This is a genomic window from Gemmatimonadota bacterium (genome assembly GCA_009841265.1).
Taxonomy (GTDB): Bacteria; JAAXHH01; JAAXHH01; order JAAXHH01; family JAAXHH01; genus JAAXHH01.
Genome location: VXMB01000001.1, coordinates 155001 through 174710, shown reverse-complemented (window position 1 = coordinate 174710; position 19710 = coordinate 155001). Strand labels below are relative to the sequence as shown.

At 62.1% G+C, this 19710-nt stretch carries 17 protein-coding genes; 8 read left to right on the top strand and 9 right to left on the bottom strand.

The window, feature by feature from the left end:
• Positions 1–5 precede the first annotated feature (5 nt).
• On the bottom strand, positions 6–1901 hold the full coding sequence (locus tag F4X08_00670) for a hypothetical protein (protein MYD24313.1): 1896 nt from the start codon (positions 1899–1901) through the stop codon (positions 6–8).
• Positions 1902–1982: 81 nt separating this feature from the next.
• On the opposite strand from F4X08_00670, the gene F4X08_00665 reads away from it, so the two are divergent.
• The 4 genes from F4X08_00665 to F4X08_00650 are packed head-to-tail and all read left to right on the top strand — an operon-like array spanning position 1983 to position 6109.
• Positions 1983–2765: a hypothetical protein gene (locus F4X08_00665; GenBank protein ID MYD24312.1), complete on the top strand. Its 783-nt coding sequence runs from the start codon at positions 1983–1985 to the stop codon at positions 2763–2765.
• A 51-nt stretch (positions 2766–2816) separates the two neighbouring features.
• The gene (locus F4X08_00660) at positions 2817–4430 is read left to right on the top strand and encodes a serine hydrolase (protein MYD24311.1); all 1614 of its coding nucleotides are present in this window, start codon (positions 2817–2819) and stop codon (positions 4428–4430) included.
• A 49-nt stretch (positions 4431–4479) separates the two neighbouring features.
• On the top strand, positions 4480–5742 hold the full coding sequence (locus F4X08_00655; protein MYD24310.1) for an ABC transporter substrate-binding protein: 1263 nt from the start codon (positions 4480–4482) through the stop codon (positions 5740–5742).
• A 46-nt stretch (positions 5743–5788) separates the two neighbouring features.
• Positions 5789–6109, top strand: coding sequence for a DUF1330 domain-containing protein (locus F4X08_00650; GenBank protein MYD24309.1), 321 nt, complete (start codon positions 5789–5791; stop codon positions 6107–6109).
• A gap of 21 nt (positions 6110–6130) precedes the next feature.
• Here the strand turns inward: F4X08_00650 and F4X08_00645 are convergent, their stop codons facing one another.
• From F4X08_00645 to F4X08_00620, 6 genes are all read right to left on the bottom strand, one after another.
• Positions 6131–6529, bottom strand: a complete 399-nt coding sequence (locus F4X08_00645) for a type II toxin-antitoxin system VapC family toxin (protein ID MYD24308.1) — start codon at positions 6527–6529, stop codon at positions 6131–6133.
• Positions 6507–6749 (bottom strand): AbrB/MazE/SpoVT family DNA-binding domain-containing protein, encoded by a 243-nt coding sequence (locus tag F4X08_00640; GenBank protein ID MYD24307.1) that lies wholly within the window; start codon positions 6747–6749, stop codon positions 6507–6509. The genes F4X08_00645 and F4X08_00640 overlap by 23 nt, the downstream gene beginning before the upstream one ends.
• Before the next feature lie 119 nt (positions 6750–6868).
• Positions 6869–8104 (bottom strand): GNAT family N-acetyltransferase, encoded by a 1236-nt coding sequence (locus F4X08_00635; protein MYD24306.1) that lies wholly within the window; start codon positions 8102–8104, stop codon positions 6869–6871.
• Between the two features lie 45 nt (positions 8105–8149).
• On the bottom strand, positions 8150–9148 hold the full coding sequence (locus F4X08_00630) for a VOC family protein (GenBank protein ID MYD24305.1): 999 nt from the start codon (positions 9146–9148) through the stop codon (positions 8150–8152).
• Between the two features lie 37 nt (positions 9149–9185).
• Entirely contained in the window at positions 9186–9656 is a 471-nt protein-coding gene (locus F4X08_00625) for a hypothetical protein (GenBank protein ID MYD24304.1), read from the bottom strand.
• 85 nt (positions 9657–9741) lie between these two features.
• Positions 9742–10248: a hypothetical protein gene (locus tag F4X08_00620; protein MYD24303.1), complete on the bottom strand. Its 507-nt coding sequence runs from the start codon at positions 10246–10248 to the stop codon at positions 9742–9744.
• 490 nt (positions 10249–10738) lie between these two features.
• Between F4X08_00620 and lon the strand changes: the two genes are divergently transcribed.
• The 4 genes from lon (at position 10739) to F4X08_00600 (ending at position 17632) form a co-directional block, all read left to right on the top strand.
• Positions 10739–13207, top strand: a complete 2469-nt coding sequence (gene lon, locus F4X08_00615) for an endopeptidase La (GenBank protein MYD24302.1) — start codon at positions 10739–10741, stop codon at positions 13205–13207.
• Positions 13208–13320: 113 nt separating this feature from the next.
• Positions 13321–14862, top strand: a complete 1542-nt coding sequence (locus F4X08_00610) for a Do family serine endopeptidase (protein MYD24301.1) — start codon at positions 13321–13323, stop codon at positions 14860–14862.
• 182 nt (positions 14863–15044) lie between these two features.
• Positions 15045–16670: a 2,3-bisphosphoglycerate-independent phosphoglycerate mutase gene (locus F4X08_00605; protein ID MYD24300.1), complete on the top strand. Its 1626-nt coding sequence runs from the start codon at positions 15045–15047 to the stop codon at positions 16668–16670.
• Positions 16667–17632 carry an ROK family protein gene (locus F4X08_00600; protein MYD24299.1) on the top strand — a complete coding sequence of 322 codons (966 nt, stop codon included), beginning with the start codon at positions 16667–16669 and terminating at the stop codon, positions 17630–17632. Before F4X08_00605 ends, F4X08_00600 begins: the two co-directional genes overlap by 4 nt.
• A gap of 49 nt (positions 17633–17681) precedes the next feature.
• Here F4X08_00600 and F4X08_00595 read toward each other — a convergent pair whose 3' ends face one another.
• A complete protein-coding gene (locus F4X08_00595) occupies positions 17682–18170 on the bottom strand; it encodes a MarR family transcriptional regulator (GenBank protein MYD24298.1) in 489 nt (162 codons plus the stop codon).
• A gap of 821 nt (positions 18171–18991) precedes the next feature.
• Entirely contained in the window at positions 18992–19498 is a 507-nt protein-coding gene (locus F4X08_00590) for a MarR family transcriptional regulator (protein ID MYD24297.1), read from the bottom strand.
• Between the last annotated feature and the right edge of the window lie 212 nt (positions 19499–19710).

Genomic DNA, 19710 nt, shown 5'->3' with positions numbered 1-19710 from the left:
GCGGGTCACGCATCGACGCGACCGGGCGTTACGTCCACCGCCCCGGCCGCCGATATCCTGACCAGCATGGCGTCTTCGGGTTCGAAGTCCAGGCGCACCTTCCATTCACAGCCGTTGACGTGCAGGACGACCTCACGCTCGACCCGTTCCGTGGACCGCCAGCCTTCGTAGGCCATGGGGTACCGGATCCGCTTCGTATCGGGATGGGCGAAGAAGACGTGGTAGTCGCTATCGACCTCCCGACACCAGAACTCCGGCGCGTCCCGGCCGCTGACGAGCGGGGGATGGCGAAGCGCCGCACCTGGATCCGCGGTGACCGAGGGCTGGCTCATCAGCTTCCTCAGGCGATCCTCGTAATCTGCTGGCGGACGGTAGCCCGGTACGGCGGGCCGGCGAGGAACGCAGATCCGGGCGGCCTCCCTTGCGAGCCGAAGCAGGGCCGAAAGCCCTTCGCCGTCCAGCCAATCCACGTCCACGTAGATCATGGAAAACGCGGCCTCGCCGTATCGGACGCGCCCGTCCACCACCACCGCATCCGCCAGGAAGGGCGTCGAGATCCACAGGGGATGGTAGCCCAGCAAGGCGCTGGGCCGTTCAACGGTCTGCAATTCCCAGTAGTAGTTGGCGGCCGGTCCGCGCCGGTCCTCGGGCAGCAGGTGGCGCATCCAATGGTCTTCCAGCGGGAGGTACACCGCCACGTCCGTGTAGGTCCTGCCCTGCTTGACGAAATCGGCGGCCTCCGCCAGGTAGGCGTTGAGGGCCGGAAGCCGGCCGGCGAACCCGCTGTCCGGACCGACGTGCGTGGTCGCGTAAAAAGCGTTGTTCCCGCCGGGCGCGTTGTAGGGCATGCCGTGCCAGACGATGTGGTTGACGCCGTGGGCGAACACCGCGTCCGCCATGAGCTTCAGGTCCTCCACCTTCTCCTCGCCGTGATGGGGCGACGGCGCGGGCCACGGCTCGTAGCCGTAGATACAGGTAAAGGTCTCGCAGGTCACGACGGGCCGCGCGCCCAGGGCCGCTGCCGAACCGGGGATGGCCGAGAAGAAGGTCTCGAACAGCAGGGCCTCGGATTCCGGGACGTCCACGAGCGCGAAGGCTTCAAGCAGGTCGGCCGGCGCCCCGTGGCACTGCACGCGGCTCACGGCGCCGAGACGGCGGCAGATGTCGGCGTAGGGTCTGAAGAAACCCTCGATCGCCGCATCCGACAGGATCTTCCGGTAGTCGTACCGCACGTCGGGATGTTCGTCGATCGATGCCTTGAACGGTTCCAGGTCGTACCCGATACGGTCCCGGAAGACCGGGTCCAGATGGGCGCTCCAGAGCCCCTCCGGGTACACCTCCCATGAATCGGAGAACAGCGCCGAAGTGGTGCCCCGCAGGGCCGGCTCCAACGCGCCGCCGACGTGGCCGGCGTACCGCTTCAGCGCGTCCGGGTCCAGGTGGTTCAGGATCCGGCCCCGGCCGTAATAGGACAGCTCCCACGACTTCTCCAGCCGCTGGTCCGATGGTCCATCGAATACCTGTCCCGCGTCCTCCTCCGGTACGATCGACCCGCCGAAGGGCCAGGAAGTGCTGAAGGTGAAGTCGCACCCGATGCCCAGCCGGTCTGCCTCCGCCTTAGCGCCGGCGACCAGGCCGGTCCACGCCTCGCTCAGCCAGTGGGGTCCTTCCCCGGCCCCGGGCTGGGGATACATGAAGGCGATCTCCACCCCGCCGAATCCCTGGTCCCGTACCCATTGCAACTGCGTCCGTATGTCTGCCATCCGGAGGTCGTCGTAGAACCACCACCAGCGTGTGTAGGGACGGGAATCCGAAAAGGGCCGGTAGGTCCTGGTCAGTTCGTTCGACATGACTGCCCTTTCGATATGACTGCTCCTAACTTTGGTGATTTCGCCATGCATAATTTATACCGGAATCCCGCGCGGAACACTATATTATCCGGAACCCGGACACACCGTGTTCCGTTCATTTTCGGGGGTCCCATGCAGACCGTAGATTTCGCACGTTCAACCTTTACTTTCCGGGTGGATTCCGAAAAGAAGCCGCCGAAGACCGTGACCCGGAAGGTGCCCTACTCCCTTAACAACGCCCGCATACCCATCGAGGCCGCCCTGACCGTGACCGCGAAGGACGGCGGATTCCGGGATGAGTACGTCCTCGGAGTGAGTTGCAAGACCGAGCAGGTCGGGGTGGAGCGGGATATCTGGCACATTCCCAACGCGGACTTCAAGCCGATCTTCTCGTCGGACACCTTCATGGCCATCAAGACCTACGAAGTGGCCGACCGGGGCGCCACGCTCTACCCGCCCTCCCTGGGCGAGCAGCCCGAATGGCAGATCGTCGCCATCGAGGAGACCTTCGAAGACGTCCGGATCGACCTGCCCCGCGTCGACGGCCGCCTCCTGGAGACGCCGCAAGCTATCGTGGAGGCCGTCCTCGGCAACGTCCCCCTGAACGCCCGGACGACCATCGGGAACGACCGGTACGCCGCAGTGCTCGAGTACCCGGTCAAGACGATCAATGCCAACGAGCGGGACTGGATCTACCAGCCGGACACGGGTCCGGTGCTGCTGCCGGACCTGTCTCGCGACCCGGACGACATGATGGAAGGGATCGAACTGGCCTTCGCGGCGTTCAATACACCGGACTGGGTGGAGTTCATCGTCCGGGTTCCCACTCCGGTCGCAGAAGGCGTCAACGTGTACCACTATGCGGAACCCGTCCGTATGGACTGTGTTAACGAAGTGCTGGTTCCGCGGCACTGAGCGCGCCGAGCGTACTGGGCACACTTAGCACACTGGGAAAAGGTTGGCGTAATGCGGTTTTTCTCGAACTGTTTTCTCTCGTGGCTGTGTCGTTCCGGCATCCTGTATTTGCTCGCCTCGTCGATGGTGACGTTCGCACAGGCGCCGGCGCACGCGCAGGGCACGCGGGGCAATGTGACCGGCAGCGCGGGAAGTCCCGGCGCGGAAGAAGCCGAGGAAGAGGATCCCGTGCAGCGCGTGCTGCGGGAGCGCGTCGATGAATACGGCCAGACGGTGGGCGTCGTCGCCGGGATCATCCGCGGCATCAACCGGTACGTCTATGCCCACGGCACGCTCAACCGCGGCACGATCCGGCGCGTGAGCGGCATGACGGTCTTCGAGATCGGGCAGTTGAGCAGCCTGTACACGACGGCCATGCTGTCCCTCATGGTCCAGCGGGGAGACGTGAACCTGACCGACGAGGTGTCCGCCTATCTCCCGGATACGGTGACCGTCCCGGCCACGCGTGCAGGAAACCCCATCCTGATCGAGCACCTCGCCACCCACACCTCGGGACTGCCCCGCCTGCCGGACAACCTGGTTTCTTCAGCACCGGATGATCCGTTGAAAGGGTACTCGGTGGAATTGATGTACGCATTCCTCGACTGGTACGCGGAGGTACAGCGCGAAGGGTACGATTTCCCGTTCGATTTCGAAGATCCGGACGGCCAAGGTCCGGATCGCCAAGGTCTCCTGGATCGGGAAGGCGATGACCGTTCGGATACGCCAGGCCGCGACGAACCGGAGGACCGGTACGCCTATTCCGATCTCGGCATGGGACTACTGGGACACGTGCTCGAACAGGCCACCGGCGAAACCTATGACATTCTGATCCGGGAGTTGCTCGGCGATCCCCTCAAGCTGGCCAACACGGCCAATGCGTCTACGCCGTCCATGCGGACCTACCTGGCGACCGGACACGACGACGCCCGGCGGCCCGTTCCCTCCTGGTCCGACACGACCCTCGTAGGCGGTACGGGTCTCCGGTCCAACCTCCTGGACATGATGACCCTGGTGTCGGCCAGCATGGGGATCATCTACGCCCTTCCGGAAGATTTCACCGAAGACGATTCGACCCGCTACCACGCGTCCTTCGACAGCCTCATTGTGGCCCGGAATCCGGCGGATGAAGAGGGCGTCCGGACCGCGCTGGGATGGAAGGTAAGCCAGGACGAGCGGGGCCGCGACATCCACTGGCTCGCCGGTCGGACCAACGGGTTCTACGCCTTCGCCGCCTTTCTCAAGCAGTGGCGCAAGGGCGTCGTGGTCCTGTCCAACAGCTCCGCCAGCGTCGAGGACATCGGGTTCCACCTGCTGAGCGCCAGGAACCCCCTGGCGCCGCCCCCGAGGAAGGTCGTGCACATGACCGAGGACGCCTACGTGGCCTGCACGGGCACCTACGCCTTTTCCCCCGAATTCACCGTGGACATCACCTACAGCGACGGCATGCTCTACGGCCAGCCTCCCGGCCAGCCCCGGAGCGAGCTCGTTCTCGAATCGTCAGGCGATTTTTACCTGGAAGAAGAGGATGCCCGGATCACCTTCGTCCCGGACGAAGAGGGATACGTCGACCACTTCCTCTTTCTCCAGGACGGGCAAACTCACCGGGCGGAACGGGTGAGGTAGGGTCTGAAACGCCGCTATAACCCTCACCTTCGACTTGAGAGGCGCGACCATGATGCAAAGATGGCCTGCCGTATTGGCGCTGGCGCCGTTGCTGTCAATGGCGATGGCATTGGCGGTGGCCGCATGCGGCAGCGAAGATCCGACCGGTCCTGATCCGGCGCCGATGCCGGAACCGAAACCCATCGTGCTTGGAGCGGCTGTGGCCGAGACCGGTCGCCTCAGCACGCCCGGGGCAGAGGTCAGCCGCGGTTATCGGCTTGCCGTTGAAATCCTGAATGAGATGGGCGGGATCGGCGGACGGAAGGTGCAGTTGGTGATTCACGACGATGGGAGCGACGTGGATGCGAGCGTTCGCCTTTACCAGGAGATGATCGCCTCGGATTCCATCACCGCCTTTCTGGGTCCATACGGCAGCGCGATCACCGAACCTGTGATCAACGTGACGGAATCGGCCGGCATCCCACTCGTTTCCGCGGCTGCGGCGGCTCCCGATATCTGGGCGAATCGAGATCGACTGTGGAGCGTGCAGATGTCGAACCCGGGACCGACCTATCTCGAGGGTTCCGTGGAACTGGCCGCCCAGGCCGGTGCGCGCACGGTGGCGCTGGTCTGGGAGGATACGGCCTTTCCAACGGCGGTGGCCCAGGGCATTCGCGATGCGGCCCGGACCTGGGGGCTGGACCTCGTGATGGAGCAAGCCTATGCGGCGGGTGGCGCGGACCACGAGGCACTGGCGGCCATGGCGCGGGATGCGGGCGCCGATCTGTTCATCGGCGGAGGGTATTCCGACGACGCGATCGCGTTCGCAAGGGCCGTGACCGTCGTGGAATACCGACCGCTCCTGACGTCTCTCCTCCTGGCGAGCGGAGCATCCTTCATAGGCGAGGCGGGCGCGGCCGGGCGTTGCGTCATCGGCAACGCGGCCTGGGATCCATCGATCCGCACGGAGGGATACATCGCCACGAACGATACATTCATTCGACGCTACGAAGCGGCCTACAACAAGATACCGGACTACCAGGCCGCCTCGGGTTTCGGCGCCGTGGAACTGCTCGCGGAGGGCATCAACCGGGCCGCCACGCCCACCGGGGAAATCGACCGCGCGTCAATCCGCGACTTTCTGTTTGCCACCTCCAAACAGACCGTACTGGGACCCTATGGCGTCTATCCGCTGGGTGACGCCCAGGCCGGTGCCCAGCGCGACCTGAAGGGCATACAGATCCAGTGGCAGGACGACGGGGCGGGCGGCCTGGTCAGTCGCATCGTACATCCGCCGGAGGTCAGTCAGGCGTCTTTGTGCTTCGGGCGCTGAATTCATCGTTTACCAGGATTCGCCAACCAGACAGGGAGCGCCTACTATGCCTGCTTATGTCATCTCCATGATGTCCGTCCACGATCCCGATACCTACCGGAAATACACCGACTGGATCCCTCCCATCGTCAAGAAACACGGAGGGAGGTTCCTGACGCGGGGCGAGGAAATCGCCTGTGTCGAGGGCAGGGATTACGACGGGCGGATGGTGATCCTGGAGTTTCCCAGCAGGGCGCACGCGGAGGCGTGGTACAACGATCCAGCGTACCAGGAAGCGATGAAGTTCCGCCAGGCCGCGTCGACGATGAATTACCTGTTGATTCAGGCGGGCGGCGAGAATACCCGTGATCCGGATCCGAAGCTGTGACGGATCGGTCGTGCGTGGTCGCTACAGGCGGTTCACGTCAGGTAAACTGGCCATCTTTCGGTCCAGCGTGAGGACTTCAAGCCCGGTGCGGGCGTAGTCGTTGGCGATGAGACGATCAAACAGACCTGGTCCGCCTTTAGCTTCTAAAGCAGCAATGACGGTCGGACCGTTGAGCGGAGAGACCAGACCGCTTTGAAGCGTATTGAGCAACGAGGACCGGGCTTCGGCCTTGGTTACTCCGTAATGCAGTTGCACGGCAACGTAAGCTTCACCGATGACCTGGTTCGAGACGAATATCTCGTCACCACTATCTTCAACCAGCGAACGGAGCTTCTCCACGCAGTCTTCGAATTCAGCTTCCGGATCCTCTGTGATTAAAAGTACAAGCACCGAGGTATCAATCCCTAAGCGACGGGTCATAGGGTTGCTCGCGGAAGGCTTGAATATCGAACGTACCGTGGCCACGTCTGAGTTTACCCTTCAATGTCCCTAGACGGGAATAGTCAATACGCCGGGGCTTGAGAATGAAACCATCCGGCCCCTCGCTGATTTCGATTTGGTCTCCGGGACCTACGCCGAGGGCATCCAAAACCCGGGCGGGGAAGGTGACCTGTCGTTTAGATGTGACTTTTAAAAACATGCCGATCCTCCTTACTTTGATAATAAATTAGTAAGGAGACCGCGTCAAGCCTGAATTCACAAAGAAAGAGAAGCCAGGATGACGCGATTACTGGATTAGTCGAAAAGGCCTTACGAAACCTAGTACTCCCACCCGCACAACCCCGGCACGGGCAGGCGCAGGGTCCGGTCCAGCGCGGACAGCAGTTCGGGGGAACCGTCGAGGTCGTCGGTGACGGCCAGGCCGGTGGCGGGACGGACACCGAGCCACATGCGGGTGAAGGCGCCCACCGAGGCGGTCAGCGTGGGAAGGGCGGGGTCAGTGCCGGATTTGGCGCTGGATTTCGGGCCAAGCGTAACAACGTACTCGCCGCTCAGTCCGCGCCAGGGCGCGTCTGCGTCCAGATACTTCTCGATCGGGTCTTCCAGAGCCAGGTTGAACCGCGCCGTCGGCCCGTCCAGGCGGGTCTTGGCCATGCAGGCTTCCAGGTCGCAGATCCGGGCCTGCCAGTAGCCATCACCCCGAATCAGGGTGTTGAAGGATCCCTTTTCGGACACCATCCTGGCACGGAAGGGCTGTTTGATCAGGTCCTGGAGCTGCACGTCAGGGGGTTCGACCATCTGGAAGAGCCGGATCTGGTCGCCGAGCGATCTCATGAGCGCGAGCAGTTCCAGGAACTGGTCGTGGTCCTGGTAGGCCATCATGTAGATGTAGCTTGGGCCGTGTTCTTCATGGTCGCTGGCCCAGAAGAAGTGGGTCAGTTCGCCGCCGGGGCCGTCGCAATACCCCAGAAGGAAGGATTTCTCCGCATGATTCAGCTCGACCTGCAACAACTCCGCGGGATATAACCTGCAGCCGCCGTGGGTCAGCCTGCGGTTAATCATGGCGGCATGGATCATTTCCCAGTCGTCGGCCTTCAAGCGCCTGGGAACCCGGAACGGACGGTCTATCGTGAGGTCGGCGGGATCGAAGCGTACCCTGTGTCCGTAGGGACCCGTACCGAACCCCATCAGGTCGTAGAATCCCTGTTCGAACATGGTCAGCGTGCAGATCTCCACGCCGTTCGCCGCGTCCTGGGCGATACGGTGCGCGGTGACCCGCTGGGCGAGGCGCTGTTTCCGGGCGATCCGGCTGGTCGTCACCCCCACGATGGCGGACATGGTGAGGTCTTCGTCGAGGTACCGGAACGTGCCGTCGGTCGAAGAGGCCTGGCACTCCGCCTCACCGTTCACTTCAGCCACGTCGGTCCGGGCTTTCTCCATGAACTGAGGCGCCCACTTGGCCTGTTCGTCGTTTGTGATCCAGTGGACTTCCCGCCAGACCCGGATAATCGCGTCCTGGTCGCGTTCCGGGTTATAGGGCCGGATGATCGCCATTTCTGTCCCTTATAATCCTCGCCCCAGGCTACTCCTCGCTCCGGGCTACTCCTCGCCCCGCAGCATCCGGTGAAGGGTCTCGTTGTCCGGCGCGTCCTTGAAGACGTTCCACTCGAGAAAGTAGCCCTCTGGATCGTAGGCGACGAAGGCGCGGTAGCGGTCCGTTTCCTCCACCTTCTCCGAACGCATCTCGAAGGAACCGTGGCCGCTGACGTAGGCGTACCAGTCGTCGATGCGGTCCGTCCAGAAGGACATGGTGACGGCCTTCTTCTCCGTGAAGTTGTGCATGCCGCGCGTTTCGTCCACGAGGCCCATGTAGCCCGAGGGTGAGATGCGGTAGATCTTGGTCCACCCCTGGTCCACGATCAGGTCGAAGCCCATGACATCCTCGTAGAAGGCCTGGATCGCGGGCATGTCCTTGTAGTAGAACCACACCACGGTCGCCTTGAAACCCAGTCCCGGAGGCACGTCGGACACTCCTTCGGCGGGATAGATGGTCTCGGTCTCGTTCAGCACCGGGATCAGCATCTCGTTCTCGGCGTGTTCGTTGAACCGCTCGAACTCCAGGAGATAGCCCTCGGGGTCGATGGCCACGAATCCGTGATGGGGGCGTCCCTCGACCGGGTTGTACGGGAAGCGCATCTCCACGTCCTGGTCCTTCATGTAGTCCCACCACTCGTCCAACTGGTCCGTGATGAGGGCGATGGCGACGGTCTTGGGATCGCTGGCGCTGTGCATGCCCATCTCTTCGTCGACGAGGGTGATGAAGGAACTCGGCCCCACGCGGAGGATCTTGGCGAACCCGTAATCGGCCGCTACGGCGAAGCCCAGTGTCCGGGTGTAGAACGTCGTCGCCGCTTCCACGTCGGCGTAGTACAGGAAAACGTTGCTGGCCGTCATGCCGTATTCGTTCATCGGATTCACGGGTGCGGACTCCTCTTCGGGCGGCGCGGGTGCTTCGGACGTATCGGACGTATCGGACTGTCCGCACGCCGCGGCTATGAGCGCCGCGCAGGCCAGCGCGGCGGTGATCTGGCGAATCATGGTTCCTCCTTGCCGGGGTTTACGGTCCTGCCGGGGTTTACGGAACGGCCGGAAACTGGCAGTTGTAATGGCAAACGCCGCAGGTAATGGTCAGGTCCTGCAGCGCCGAGTCGGCCTCGATGGCGGAACCGGTCTCCGCGGCGGCAATGAGCGTCTCGGCGCGTATCTGGAAGTCGGAGGCGTAGAACCCGTACCTCGAGGAGTCGTACCGCGGCGGCATCGTCGATACGTCTTCCATGATTTCCTTGAGATGCGTCACGTCGGCCCCGATCGTCCCCAGCGAACCTTCCTCGATCGCCCGGGCAATGCCCTCGCAGAGTTGGGCGATCTCTCTCATGTGCTCCTGGCGAGCCTCCGTATTGGGATCAGGCGCTTCGACTTCGACCGGTTCCGCTCCGTGGTCCTGGCTTTCACCGCCGTCTTCGCCGCCGCAACCCGCCACGGCCCATCCCGCGAGCAGGAAGCAGACCAGGGCGGACGTCATGATCCGATTGAAAGGACGTTTCATTAGGTATTCCTTTTCTGGAGAAATGGAGTTTCCTCAAAATCGTTCGTTTAACGCACGGACAACGTACCGTATTGAAGACCTGCCCTTAGTCGATATTCAGGCTGAGTACTACCCCCAACCGATCTCTGGCAATCATGGGTCCCATGGTCACAGCCAGTTGATTGCGCTCGTTGATTTTGATGGACGAAATTTGCGCATCGACCATGGACCACACGATGAAACCCAATGTCAAACCTATTCCTACATTGCCCATACTATCGTTGTCTTTCCGATCGATATGCTTGAAGGATATCGAGTGCGTGTAGTTGTCTTCTCTTGAGAAGAAATACATGCCGATTCCTGTGGCAGCACCGACGAACATCGCGGAACCCTTGCTGTACTGTTGGTTATAGAACTGCCCGCTGCCCGTTATAGCGGTGGATAACAAGAACGAAATCCACGGGTTCTTTTCAGCTACCCGCTCCTGTGGAGGAGTATAGAAATCCTCAGGCGATGTGATTTGACCGCTATTAAGCATCATCACCTCTGTTTGTTGGGCATAGATCGGTGAGGTGACTACGACAAACAATACAGAAGCAATCGTACGATACATGGTTTCTTTCTCCATAGTGAGGTTAAACAACAAGTTAAAGCAGTTGGCATTAAGGTCAATGAAAACACCCCGGATGGAAATCGTTCGCTACGCAACACGCATAGCGCGCCGGGATCGGGAATCGGCGTATCGGCCAATCCAGCGCACCATGTTATGAAGGTGTGTCGAATATGCCGAAATGGCAGTTCACGAACCGCGGAATATGCCAATTTGGCATATCACAGTGAGAGGCTGTCGTGCGCAGGGCCGGAATCGCCGTGGCATGATGTTTGCACCTTCCATATATGCATTACGGCACGAACTTTCGGTCTAATTGAAGCGTACAGGCCGGTTCGTGCGTATAAGGAGGGTAAGCAGCCACGAGGGCGGCCGGTCGTCCGCCGACTTTGCGCACCACAGGGTGGTACGTGCAACCGGCTGACCGTCTCCCGTGCGGCCGGTCGTCTCTCGATGCAGCTGTAAAGCGAAGGCAGGGAAAGCGAGGTAGCCCATGGCCGAGGTCAAGGCACTCCAGGAAATCCAGACGAATCTGCGGGAAGACTCGGTGATCGAGTCCGTCGCCGTGCTGCCCGTGCGCAACCTGGTCGTGTATCCCCACATGGCCGCCGCGCTGGTGGCCGACCGGCCGGGTTCCGTGAAGGCGCTGGACGAAGCGCTGCAGCAGGACAAGATGGTCCTGATCCTGGCGCAGCGGGACCCCGAGACGGACCGGCCGACACCGGACGATCTCTACAAATTCGGAACACTGGTCCGGATCTACAAGACGATGAAACTGCCCGGAGACAGCCTCCACGCGGTCGTACACGGAGTCTCGCGCGCCCGGGTGCTGGAAGTGCTCGAAACCGAACCCATCATGCGTGCCCGGGCGGAGCTTCAGACTGAGCGGAAGAACGAGTCCATGGAAGGCAAGGCCCTGGCCCACAACCTGGCGGAGCAGTTCCAGCGGCTGATCGAACTGGTCCCGACCATGTCCGAGGAGTTGCGGATTCCCCTGCTCAATCTGGAGGACCAGCCCTCCAAGATGGCCGATTTCATCGCCTTCAACCTGAAGATCTCCCTCGAAGACCAGCAGGCCATGCTGGAACTGAGCGACGTCAAGGACCGGCTGAAGGCGCTTACCTTCCTGATCGCCCACGAAATCGAGGTGGCGGAGACGGGCAGCCGCATCCAGTCACAGGTCGAGGACAAGATGGGCAAGGCCCAGCGCGAGTACTATCTCCGTGAGCAGATGAAGGCCATCCGGCGGGAACTCGGTGAAGACGGCGAAGGTCAGGGTGAGGACCTGTCCGATCTGCGCGAGAAGATCGATGAGGCGGGCCTGCCGGATATAGCCCGGGTGGAGGCGGAGCGCGAGTTCCAGCGCCTGGAACGCATCCCGTCCATCTCTCCCGAGTATTCGACGCTGCGGACCTATCTCGAATGGTTGTCGGAACTGCCCTGGTCGGTCTCGTCGGAGGATCAACTGGACATCGAGCGCGCCCGGGAGATCCTGGACGAAGACCACTACGGCCTGGAGAAGATCAAGGACCGCATCCTCGAACACCTGGCCGTGCGCAGCCTGAAGCCGGACCTGAAGGGTTCCATCCTGTGCTTCGTCGGACCGCCGGGGGTCGGCAAGACCTCTCTGGGCAAGTCCATCGCCCGCGCCCTGGACCGCCGGTTCGTGCGCATTTCGCTGGGCGGCGTGCATGACGAGGCGGAGATCAGGGGGCACCGCAGGACCTACATCGGCGCGCTGCCCGGCCGCATCATCCAGAGCATCCGCAAGGCGGGCACCAACAACCCGGTGTTCATGCTGGACGAAATCGACAAGCTCGGACGGGACTTCCGGGGAGATCCCTCCTCGGCGCTCCTCGAAGTGCTCGACCCGGAGCAGAACGACACCTTCACCGATCACTACATCGATCTGCCCTTCGACCTGTCCAACGTCATGTTCGTGACCACGGCCAACATGCTGGCCGGCATTCCGGAGCCGCTACGCGACCGCATGGAGGTCATCGAGCTGTCTGGATACACGGAAGAGGAGAAGATCGAGATCGCCCGGCGCTACCTCGTCCCCAGGGAACTTGAGACGCACGGGCTGTCCACCGAGGACGTGGTCTTCGACGACCGGGCGATCGGCCGGATCATTGCCGACTACACCCGGGAGGCGGGCCTGCGCAACCTGGAGCGCAAGATCCGTACGGTGGCCCGCAAGTCGGCCCGTTCTGTCGCCGAAGGAAAGGCGCCCCCGATCCCGGTGTCCGAAGACGACCTTCACCGGTACCTGGGGCCGCCGGAGTACTTCTCCGAGACCGCGGAGCGCACCGGCGAACCCGGCGTGGCCATCGGCCTGGCCTGGACCCCTGCCGGCGGCGAAATCATGTTCGTCGAAGCCAGCAAGATGTCCGGCGGCAAGGGCCTGACGCTTACGGGCCAACTGGGCGACGTAATGAAGGAATCCGCCCGGGCCGCGCTCACGTACGTGCGGTCGCACGCCACGGACTGGCAGATCGACCCGGCGTTCTTCGCCGGGCACGACATCCACATCCATCTGCCCGTGGGCGCCATACCCAAGGACGGACCCTCCGCCGGCGTCGCGCTCGTGACGGTACTGACCTCCCTGTTCACGGGCCGGCCCGTACGGAACGACCTGGCCATGACCGGCGAGGTCACCCTCCGCGGGAAGGTCATGCCCGTCGGCGGCATCAAGGAAAAGGTCCTCGGGGCGATGCGGGCCGGTATCACCACCATCATACTGCCCCGACGGAACGAGAAAGACCTGGACGACGTGCCCGAGGCCGTCAAGGAGAAGCTCGGATTCTGCCTGGTCGACCATATCGACCAGGTCCTGGAACTGGCGCTCATGGACGGACCGGTCGAAGACGAGCCCGTCGACGCACCGGAAAGCGACGAGGCGTGGGCGGAAAGCCTGGAAGGCGGGGTGACGGTTGCGCCCCGGGACGTGAATCTGAACTGAGCGGCCATGTGAGGAAGCGTGATGCACAGAAGGCTGCGACGGCCTGTCACGTGGCGAGTACGCAACGCGCGGCGTAGTGTAAACGATTGACGCCGGGCCGCGCGCCCGGTATTATGCATAGTTGGATCAAGCAGGATTCAGCCAGTAAAACAGGGAGATCGAGCATGACGGAGAAAAGGAAGTTCGGGGGCCTGGCCGCTGCGGCGCTGCTCGTCACGGGCATGGTGCTCGGGGCGCTGTTCATATCCAACTGGGACGCATCGGTTGCAGAACGGGACGTCTACCGGTCGATCACGCCGGTCGTGGCGGCGGACCAGCGATCGCTTCAGGATTTCAGTGAAACTTTTGCCACCATAGCCGAGCGGGTGAAGCCTTCGGTAGTGCTGATCAAGAGTAAACGCGTGGTCAGGCAGGCGCAGGCGCAACGGTTCTGGCGCCCCTTCGAGGAGTTCTTCGGCGGCCGGCAGCCGCCCGATGTCCAACCCCGGCCCTTAGAGGGTCTGGGATCCGGGGTTATCGTCTCGGAAGACGGCTACATCCTGACGAACAACCACGTGGTGGAAAACGCCGATGAGTTGACCGTCCAGTTCGCCGACGAGCGAGAGACGAATGCCAAGGTCGTCGGTCTGGATCCCCGTACCGACCTGGCCGTCATCAAGGTGGATTTCGATGATCTTCCCGTCCTGGCCTTCGGCGATTCGGACAAGCTGCGCGTGGGCGAATGGGTCATGGCCATAGGAAATCCCCTGGGACGGAACCACACCGTCACGGCCGGCATAGTCAGCGCCAAGGGCCGCAAACAGGTGCTGCCGGTTGACGGTTCCTACGAGAACTTCATTCAGACGGACGCCGCCATCAACCCCGGGAACAGCGGAGGCGCACTGGTCGACCTTGAGGGAAATCTCATGGGTATCAACACGGCCATCGCCACCCGGACGGGCGGGTACCAGGGCATCGGGTTTGCCGTTCCGGCCAACATGGCCCGTGACATCATGACCCGGCTGGTAGAGGATGGACGCGTAAGCCGCGGGTACCTGGGCGTCGGGATCGATAACCTGGAGGAGGAACTGGCGGAGTCCATGGGGCTCGAGAGCACCGCCGGGGTACTCATCGAAATGATCGCCGACGACGGTCCGGCGAAAGACTCGGACCTCCAGGTGGAGGACGTGATTGTCGCGCTTAATGGCTCTGACGTGGAGAACTCGGACGACCTACGCAAACGCATCGCGAGTATTTCACCGGGAACGGAGGTGGAACTCGGGGTGATCCGGGACGGCGAACCCGTGACGATCGCGATCGAACTGGGCGAACTGCCCGACGGAGATCCCACGCGCACCGCCTCGAGAGAGGATTCGCCGTCTAGCAGTCCCGCCGGCAACATCGGTATTGAAGTCGTGGATGTCACGCGGCAGTGGACCCGCTTTTACGAATCGGGATCGGGTGTTATCATAAACGCGGTCCGGTCAGGCAGCGTGGCAGAGGAGAAGAACCTTCAGCGGGGTGACCTGATCCGCGAGGTAAACGGCGATCCGGTGACGACTGTACAGGAATTCAATGCCATGTTCCGGCACTTCGAGCCCGGACAGGCCATCCGGTTCCAGATACAGCGCGCCAATCGCCAGTTCCTGGTCGGCCTGCGGATTCCCGAAGAATAACATTTAGTACGAACGCGAGACGCTGAAGCCGCGTCCGGCACACCGCCGCGCGTCCGGCTTCCAGGGATATCATTTAACTCATCAGAAAACGCGGAGTGACTTCCGCGTTTTCTTCATAGGGGACCTTTCGGCCGACGGGTATCGGGCACCCGCATCGATACGGCCGGGGTACGTACTTGCAGATGAATGCTCCCGTCGCGCTGGTCATCCTGGACGGCTGGGGCATCGCCCCCCGCGGCGATGCCAACGCCGTTCTGCTGGCGGAGACGCCGAACTTCGACAGGCTGTGGCAGCAGTATTCCCATACCATGCTGAGCGCATCGGGCGAGGACGTGGGGCTTCCGCCCGGGATCATGGGCAACTCGGAAGTCGGCCATCTCAACATGGGCGCCGGACGGGTGGTTCGCCAGGAAGTCAGCCGGATCAACGAGGCCATCGACAACGGCTCATTCTTCGAGAACGCCGCGTTCGTCGAAATACTGGAACGGCTTCGGGGAACGGGTGGCCGGCTGCACCTGCTGGGACTCACGTCGGACGGGCTGGTTCACAGTGCTGAAAAACACTACCTGGCGCTACTCGAATTGGCCCGGCGCAGGGGCCTGACCGGCGATCGCGTCCTGGTGCACGCCATCCTGGACGGCCGCGATACGGCGCCCCGGAGCGCACCGGCCTATCTCGAGACGCTGCAGGAGTCCATCAGGCGACTCGGCGTAGGCCGCATCGCCACCGTGACCGGACGGTACTACGCCATGGACCGGGACAACCGGTGGGAGAGGGTGAGCAAGGCGTACGAACTCTTTACCGAAGGAAAGGGATACCGGGCCGCCACCGCGGCGGAAGCCGTACAGGCGGCTTACAAGCGGGGCGAAACGGACGAGTTCGTATCGCCTACCGTGATCGGCGCAACACCGGAAGCGGACGGTCCCGCCAGTGTGGTGCAGAACGGTCCCACCAGCGCAAGACCGGACGGGTCCGCCGGCGTGATCTCGGACGGCGACGCGGTGATCTTCTTCAATTTCCGGGCGGATCGGGGACGCCAGATAGTCCGGACCTTCATCGAAAGGGATTTCGACGGATTCGTCCGCGGGACCGTGCCGGACGTACGTATCGTCACCATGACGCCCTACGATGCGCGTTTCGATGTGACCTGCGCCTTTCGTCCGCCGGAACGCATGCGCGAAATCCTGGGAGAAACGATCAGCCTGGCCGGCCGGCGTCAGTTGCGCGTGGCGGAAACGGAAAAGTACCCTCACGTCACCTATTTCTTCAATGGCGGCGATGAGCGGCCCTTCGTTGGCGAGGACCGGATCCTGGTCCCCTCGCCGAGGGACGTGGCCACCTACGACGAGAAGCCCGAAATGAGCGCGCCCGAGGTCGCGGCCCGGGTGGCCGATGCCCTGCACGGCGGAGGATACGAATTCGTGCTGGTGAATTTCGCCAATCCGGACATGGTGGGGCACACGGGTTCGCTCCCGGCGGCGATCACGGCCGTGGAGACGGTCGACCGGTGCCTGGGAGAGGTGATGGACGCGGTCCGCTCGGCCGGTGGCGGGGCGATCGTGACGGCGGACCACGGCAACGCGGAGATGATGGTCGACCCCAACACCTCCGCGCCCCATACGGCGCACACAACGAATCCCGTGCCGCTTATCCTCGTAGACGACAAGCGGGAATACGGACTGTTGCGCACCGGCGGGCGGCTGGCGGACGTGGCGCCGACCGTGCTGTCCATGATGGGTATTTCCTGTCCGGAATCGATGTCGGGCACGGACCTGGCCAATCCGGCCGGAAGCACGGAGCGGGCATGAAGCGCGACCTGGTCATAGGCGTGGACCTGGGCGGGACCAACGTCAACAGCGCCGTCGTGGATGAAGGCGGTCGCATTTCTCACCGGGCCTGGCAGTCCATATCGGGCAGCCGCACCGCCGGGGAGGTGATCGACCGCCTGGTGGCCTGCGTCGAGATGACCATGGATTCCTGCGGTAGGGACCGCGTGGCGGGCGTGGGCGTGGGTACGCCCGGGTTGATCCCCGAGGATTCGGGTACCGTGGTCTACGCGCCGAACGTGCCGGAATGGGTGGATCTTCCCCTCCAGTCCTTGCTCCGGGAACGCCTGGGGCTTCCGGTGGCGATCGAGAACGACGCCAACGCGGCGGCCATCGGGGAGCACTGGGTCGGGGGCGCCGCCGGTTTTGCCAATATCGTATGCATCACCCTCGGGACGGGCGTCGGCGGCGCGATCATCATGAACAATGAAGTCTGGCGCGGTTCCAACGGCGCGGGTGGCGAGATCGGCCATATGACCGTCGTGGAGAACGGCAGAATGTGCGGCTGCGGCGCGCCGGGGTGCCTGGAAGCCTATGCCTCGGCGACGGCCATCGCCGAACAGGCGCGGGAACGGCTACGAGACGGACAGACGAGCGTGTTGACGGAGCTGGCCGGCGGCGATCCCGGCCGCATCGACGCCGAGATGATCGCCGAGGCGGCCGACCGGGGCGATGAGACGGCGCGCGAGGTGATGCACCGGTCCGCCACGCTCCTGGGCACGGCCGTGTCCAGTCTCACCAACCTGCTGAATCCCGAACTGATCGTCATAGGCGGGGGTGTCATCAAGGCGGGTGATCTGATCTTCGGCCCCGTCCGCGCGGAGGTGGCGCGGCGCGCATACAAGTGGTCCGCTAGTATCCTCGAAATCGTGCCTGCCAAACTCGGCGACGACGCCGGCATCATCGGTGCAGCGCGGCACTTCATGAGGACCCGTACCACGTAACTTCGGTTTTTATTCAGTCGTTCGCGTAAGGTAATAAGGCAGGCTGGTACTACTCGTTGGCCCTGGACGAAACGCCGGACTGAACGATCTCCTTATGGGTCCGCAGGATCAGTTCCAACGCCTTGACCACGGATTCCAACTGCTCCTGGTCCCACTTTCCGGCTACCCTCAGTGCCGCCTCCCTGGCGACACGCCAGAACCGCTCCGTGGCTTTCTGACCCTCTTCCGTCAGTTCGCAGATGACCACTCTTCGGTCGTCGGGATCCTTGGTCCGGACCACCAGGCCTTTTTTCTCCAGGCGGTCCACGATCGATGTCGTTGCGGCCAGCGTGTTCTTCAGATAGTAGGAGATCATTCCCATCCGCATGGAACCCATCTGCTTCAGCATGACCAGGGTATTGAACTGGGAAATCGAGAGGTCCATCCCCTGCCATTCATGTAATCGGCCGCTGTACATGATCCGGTTGATTTCTTCCACGGAATTCAGGTAGCGGTCTGAGATATCCTGCGTGCGTTCGTTGTTCAAATCGGTCACCATGGGTAGAGCGAGCGGTTCGTAAGGCAACTTTTCTGCGAGATCGAAAGATTCCGTTTCTTAAGCAAAAACCCCGGGAACGGTCGATCCTGACTGGAAGGCGGCTGTGGTACTTCCTTCAATGCTTACGGGCCGTTCCTGCATAAATTCAAATCGAAAGCTCCGGGGCGGGGAATGCCCGGAGAAAAATCATACAATCCAACAAAACTGATAAGAAACTATCCAGCAAATTAACATTTGTCAAATCAAACTTTAACTCGGCTAAGTTATTTCCCGTGTCCTTTGGTGTGTGTTGCCGCGATCCGGCATGTTGGAGCGATTTCACTGGGTTTTAGCAGGTCACGGTGATGCCGTCCGGTCTTGGGCGGTCCGCTCAGGGGCGGCCGGATACGGACCGAAGGGGCACATGACAGCGGATGGAAGCGACGATCACCGGTGGAAGGGTAGAACGGCGATTACCAGGTGAAAAAGCGACGATTACTGGGATTCTTTGGCGGTGATCGCCTTAAAGAGATCAAGGTCCGTCGATCACCAGGTGTGGATGGGCGGCGACCTTGGTGGGGAAGAAATCGGCGACCACCGGAGCGCGTCAGGCGGCGATCACCGGATCAGAGCGTATGCGTTGATTACGGGATAGAAGAGTACGGCGCCTCTGGTGAGGTTGGTGTCACGGCGCGAGGCTGGCGCTCCGGCACGGAACTGGCACCTCGACCAGGTCGGGCCACCGGGAGAGAGGTTGACGTCCCGGCGTTGATCGGCGTCCCGACCCGTTCGGGCTGGACCGATTCAATCCGGCCAGCGGGACGCCGGATGCAGGTCCGGCATTACATCTTGTTGAACAGCCTGTCTTTCTTTTGATCCGAAACGATGCCGACAGACCTTTCCTCGTCGGTGTTCCATAACGATTCCAGCGACTCGACCACGGACTCGAATTGCTTGAAATCCCACCTTTCGGCCACCTTTTTCGCGCGAATCCTCGCATGGTTTATGATCCGCTGCGTAGCCTTCCTGCCGTCGTCGGTAAACTCGCAGATCACCACTCTGCGATCGCTCGGATCCGAACTTCGTTGCAGGTAACCCTTGCCAACCAGGTGATCTACGATGATCGACATATGCGGCAGCTTGCTGCCCAGGTGATTCGCCAGGGCACCCATCCGCGTGGGGCCGTGGTGGTACAACATCATCAGTGTATTTGCCTGGTGCGCATTCAATCCGAGTTTCTTCAGCTCGCCAAGACGTTCAATGTGCATCAATCGACTCAGAATTTGTATCGCACAGACAAACCGGTCCGTCAACTCTCCTCTGACACCTTCTCCCATTGCACCGTTCATGAGCGCCTTCCCCGAATACGTGATTAACGTGCGTATATACGGCCGGTGGTCCAATGTCTATAAGGTGACGATGACTCAGGCTCTGGAAGTGCGTCGGTCCAAAACCGCCCATTCTACCCGAGTATAACGGAAAAAGTGTGACCGGTGTGTGAACAATTGGCTCTAAAGAAGGATAATTGTGCGAATAACCACGAAATGACCACGTGAAACCC

Bases quoted from the DNA above. Each gene is read 5' to 3' on its own strand.
- F4X08_00670 (MYD24313.1), bottom strand. From the start codon at position 1,901: ATGCATGGCGAAATCACCAAAGTTAGGAGCAGTCATATCGAAAGGGCA.
- F4X08_00665 (MYD24312.1), top strand. From the start codon at position 1,983: ATGCAGACCGTAGATTTCGCACGTTCAACCTTTACTTTCCGGGTGGAT.
- F4X08_00660 (MYD24311.1), top strand. From the start codon at position 2,817: ATGCGGTTTTTCTCGAACTGTTTTCTCTCGTGGCTGTGTCGTTCCGGC.
- F4X08_00655 (MYD24310.1), top strand. From the start codon at position 4,480: ATGATGCAAAGATGGCCTGCCGTATTGGCGCTGGCGCCGTTGCTGTCA.
- F4X08_00650 (MYD24309.1), top strand. From the start codon at position 5,789: ATGCCTGCTTATGTCATCTCCATGATGTCCGTCCACGATCCCGATACC.
- F4X08_00645 (MYD24308.1), bottom strand. From the start codon at position 6,529: ATGACCCGTCGCTTAGGGATTGATACCTCGGTGCTTGTACTTTTAATC.
- F4X08_00640 (MYD24307.1), bottom strand. From the start codon at position 6,749: ATGTTTTTAAAAGTCACATCTAAACGACAGGTCACCTTCCCCGCCCGG.
- F4X08_00635 (MYD24306.1), bottom strand. From the start codon at position 8,104: ATGGCGATCATCCGGCCCTATAACCCGGAACGCGACCAGGACGCGATT.
- F4X08_00630 (MYD24305.1), bottom strand. From the start codon at position 9,148: ATGATTCGCCAGATCACCGCCGCGCTGGCCTGCGCGGCGCTCATAGCC.
- F4X08_00625 (MYD24304.1), bottom strand. From the start codon at position 9,656: ATGAAACGTCCTTTCAATCGGATCATGACGTCCGCCCTGGTCTGCTTC.
- F4X08_00620 (MYD24303.1), bottom strand. From the start codon at position 10,248: ATGTATCGTACGATTGCTTCTGTATTGTTTGTCGTAGTCACCTCACCG.
- lon (MYD24302.1), top strand. From the start codon at position 10,739: ATGGCCGAGGTCAAGGCACTCCAGGAAATCCAGACGAATCTGCGGGAA.
- F4X08_00610 (MYD24301.1), top strand. From the start codon at position 13,321: ATGCATAGTTGGATCAAGCAGGATTCAGCCAGTAAAACAGGGAGATCG.
- F4X08_00605 (MYD24300.1), top strand. From the start codon at position 15,045: ATGAATGCTCCCGTCGCGCTGGTCATCCTGGACGGCTGGGGCATCGCC.
- F4X08_00600 (MYD24299.1), top strand. From the start codon at position 16,667: ATGAAGCGCGACCTGGTCATAGGCGTGGACCTGGGCGGGACCAACGTC.
- F4X08_00595 (MYD24298.1), bottom strand. From the start codon at position 18,170: ATGGTGACCGATTTGAACAACGAACGCACGCAGGATATCTCAGACCGC.
- F4X08_00590 (MYD24297.1), bottom strand. From the start codon at position 19,498: ATGAACGGTGCAATGGGAGAAGGTGTCAGAGGAGAGTTGACGGACCGG.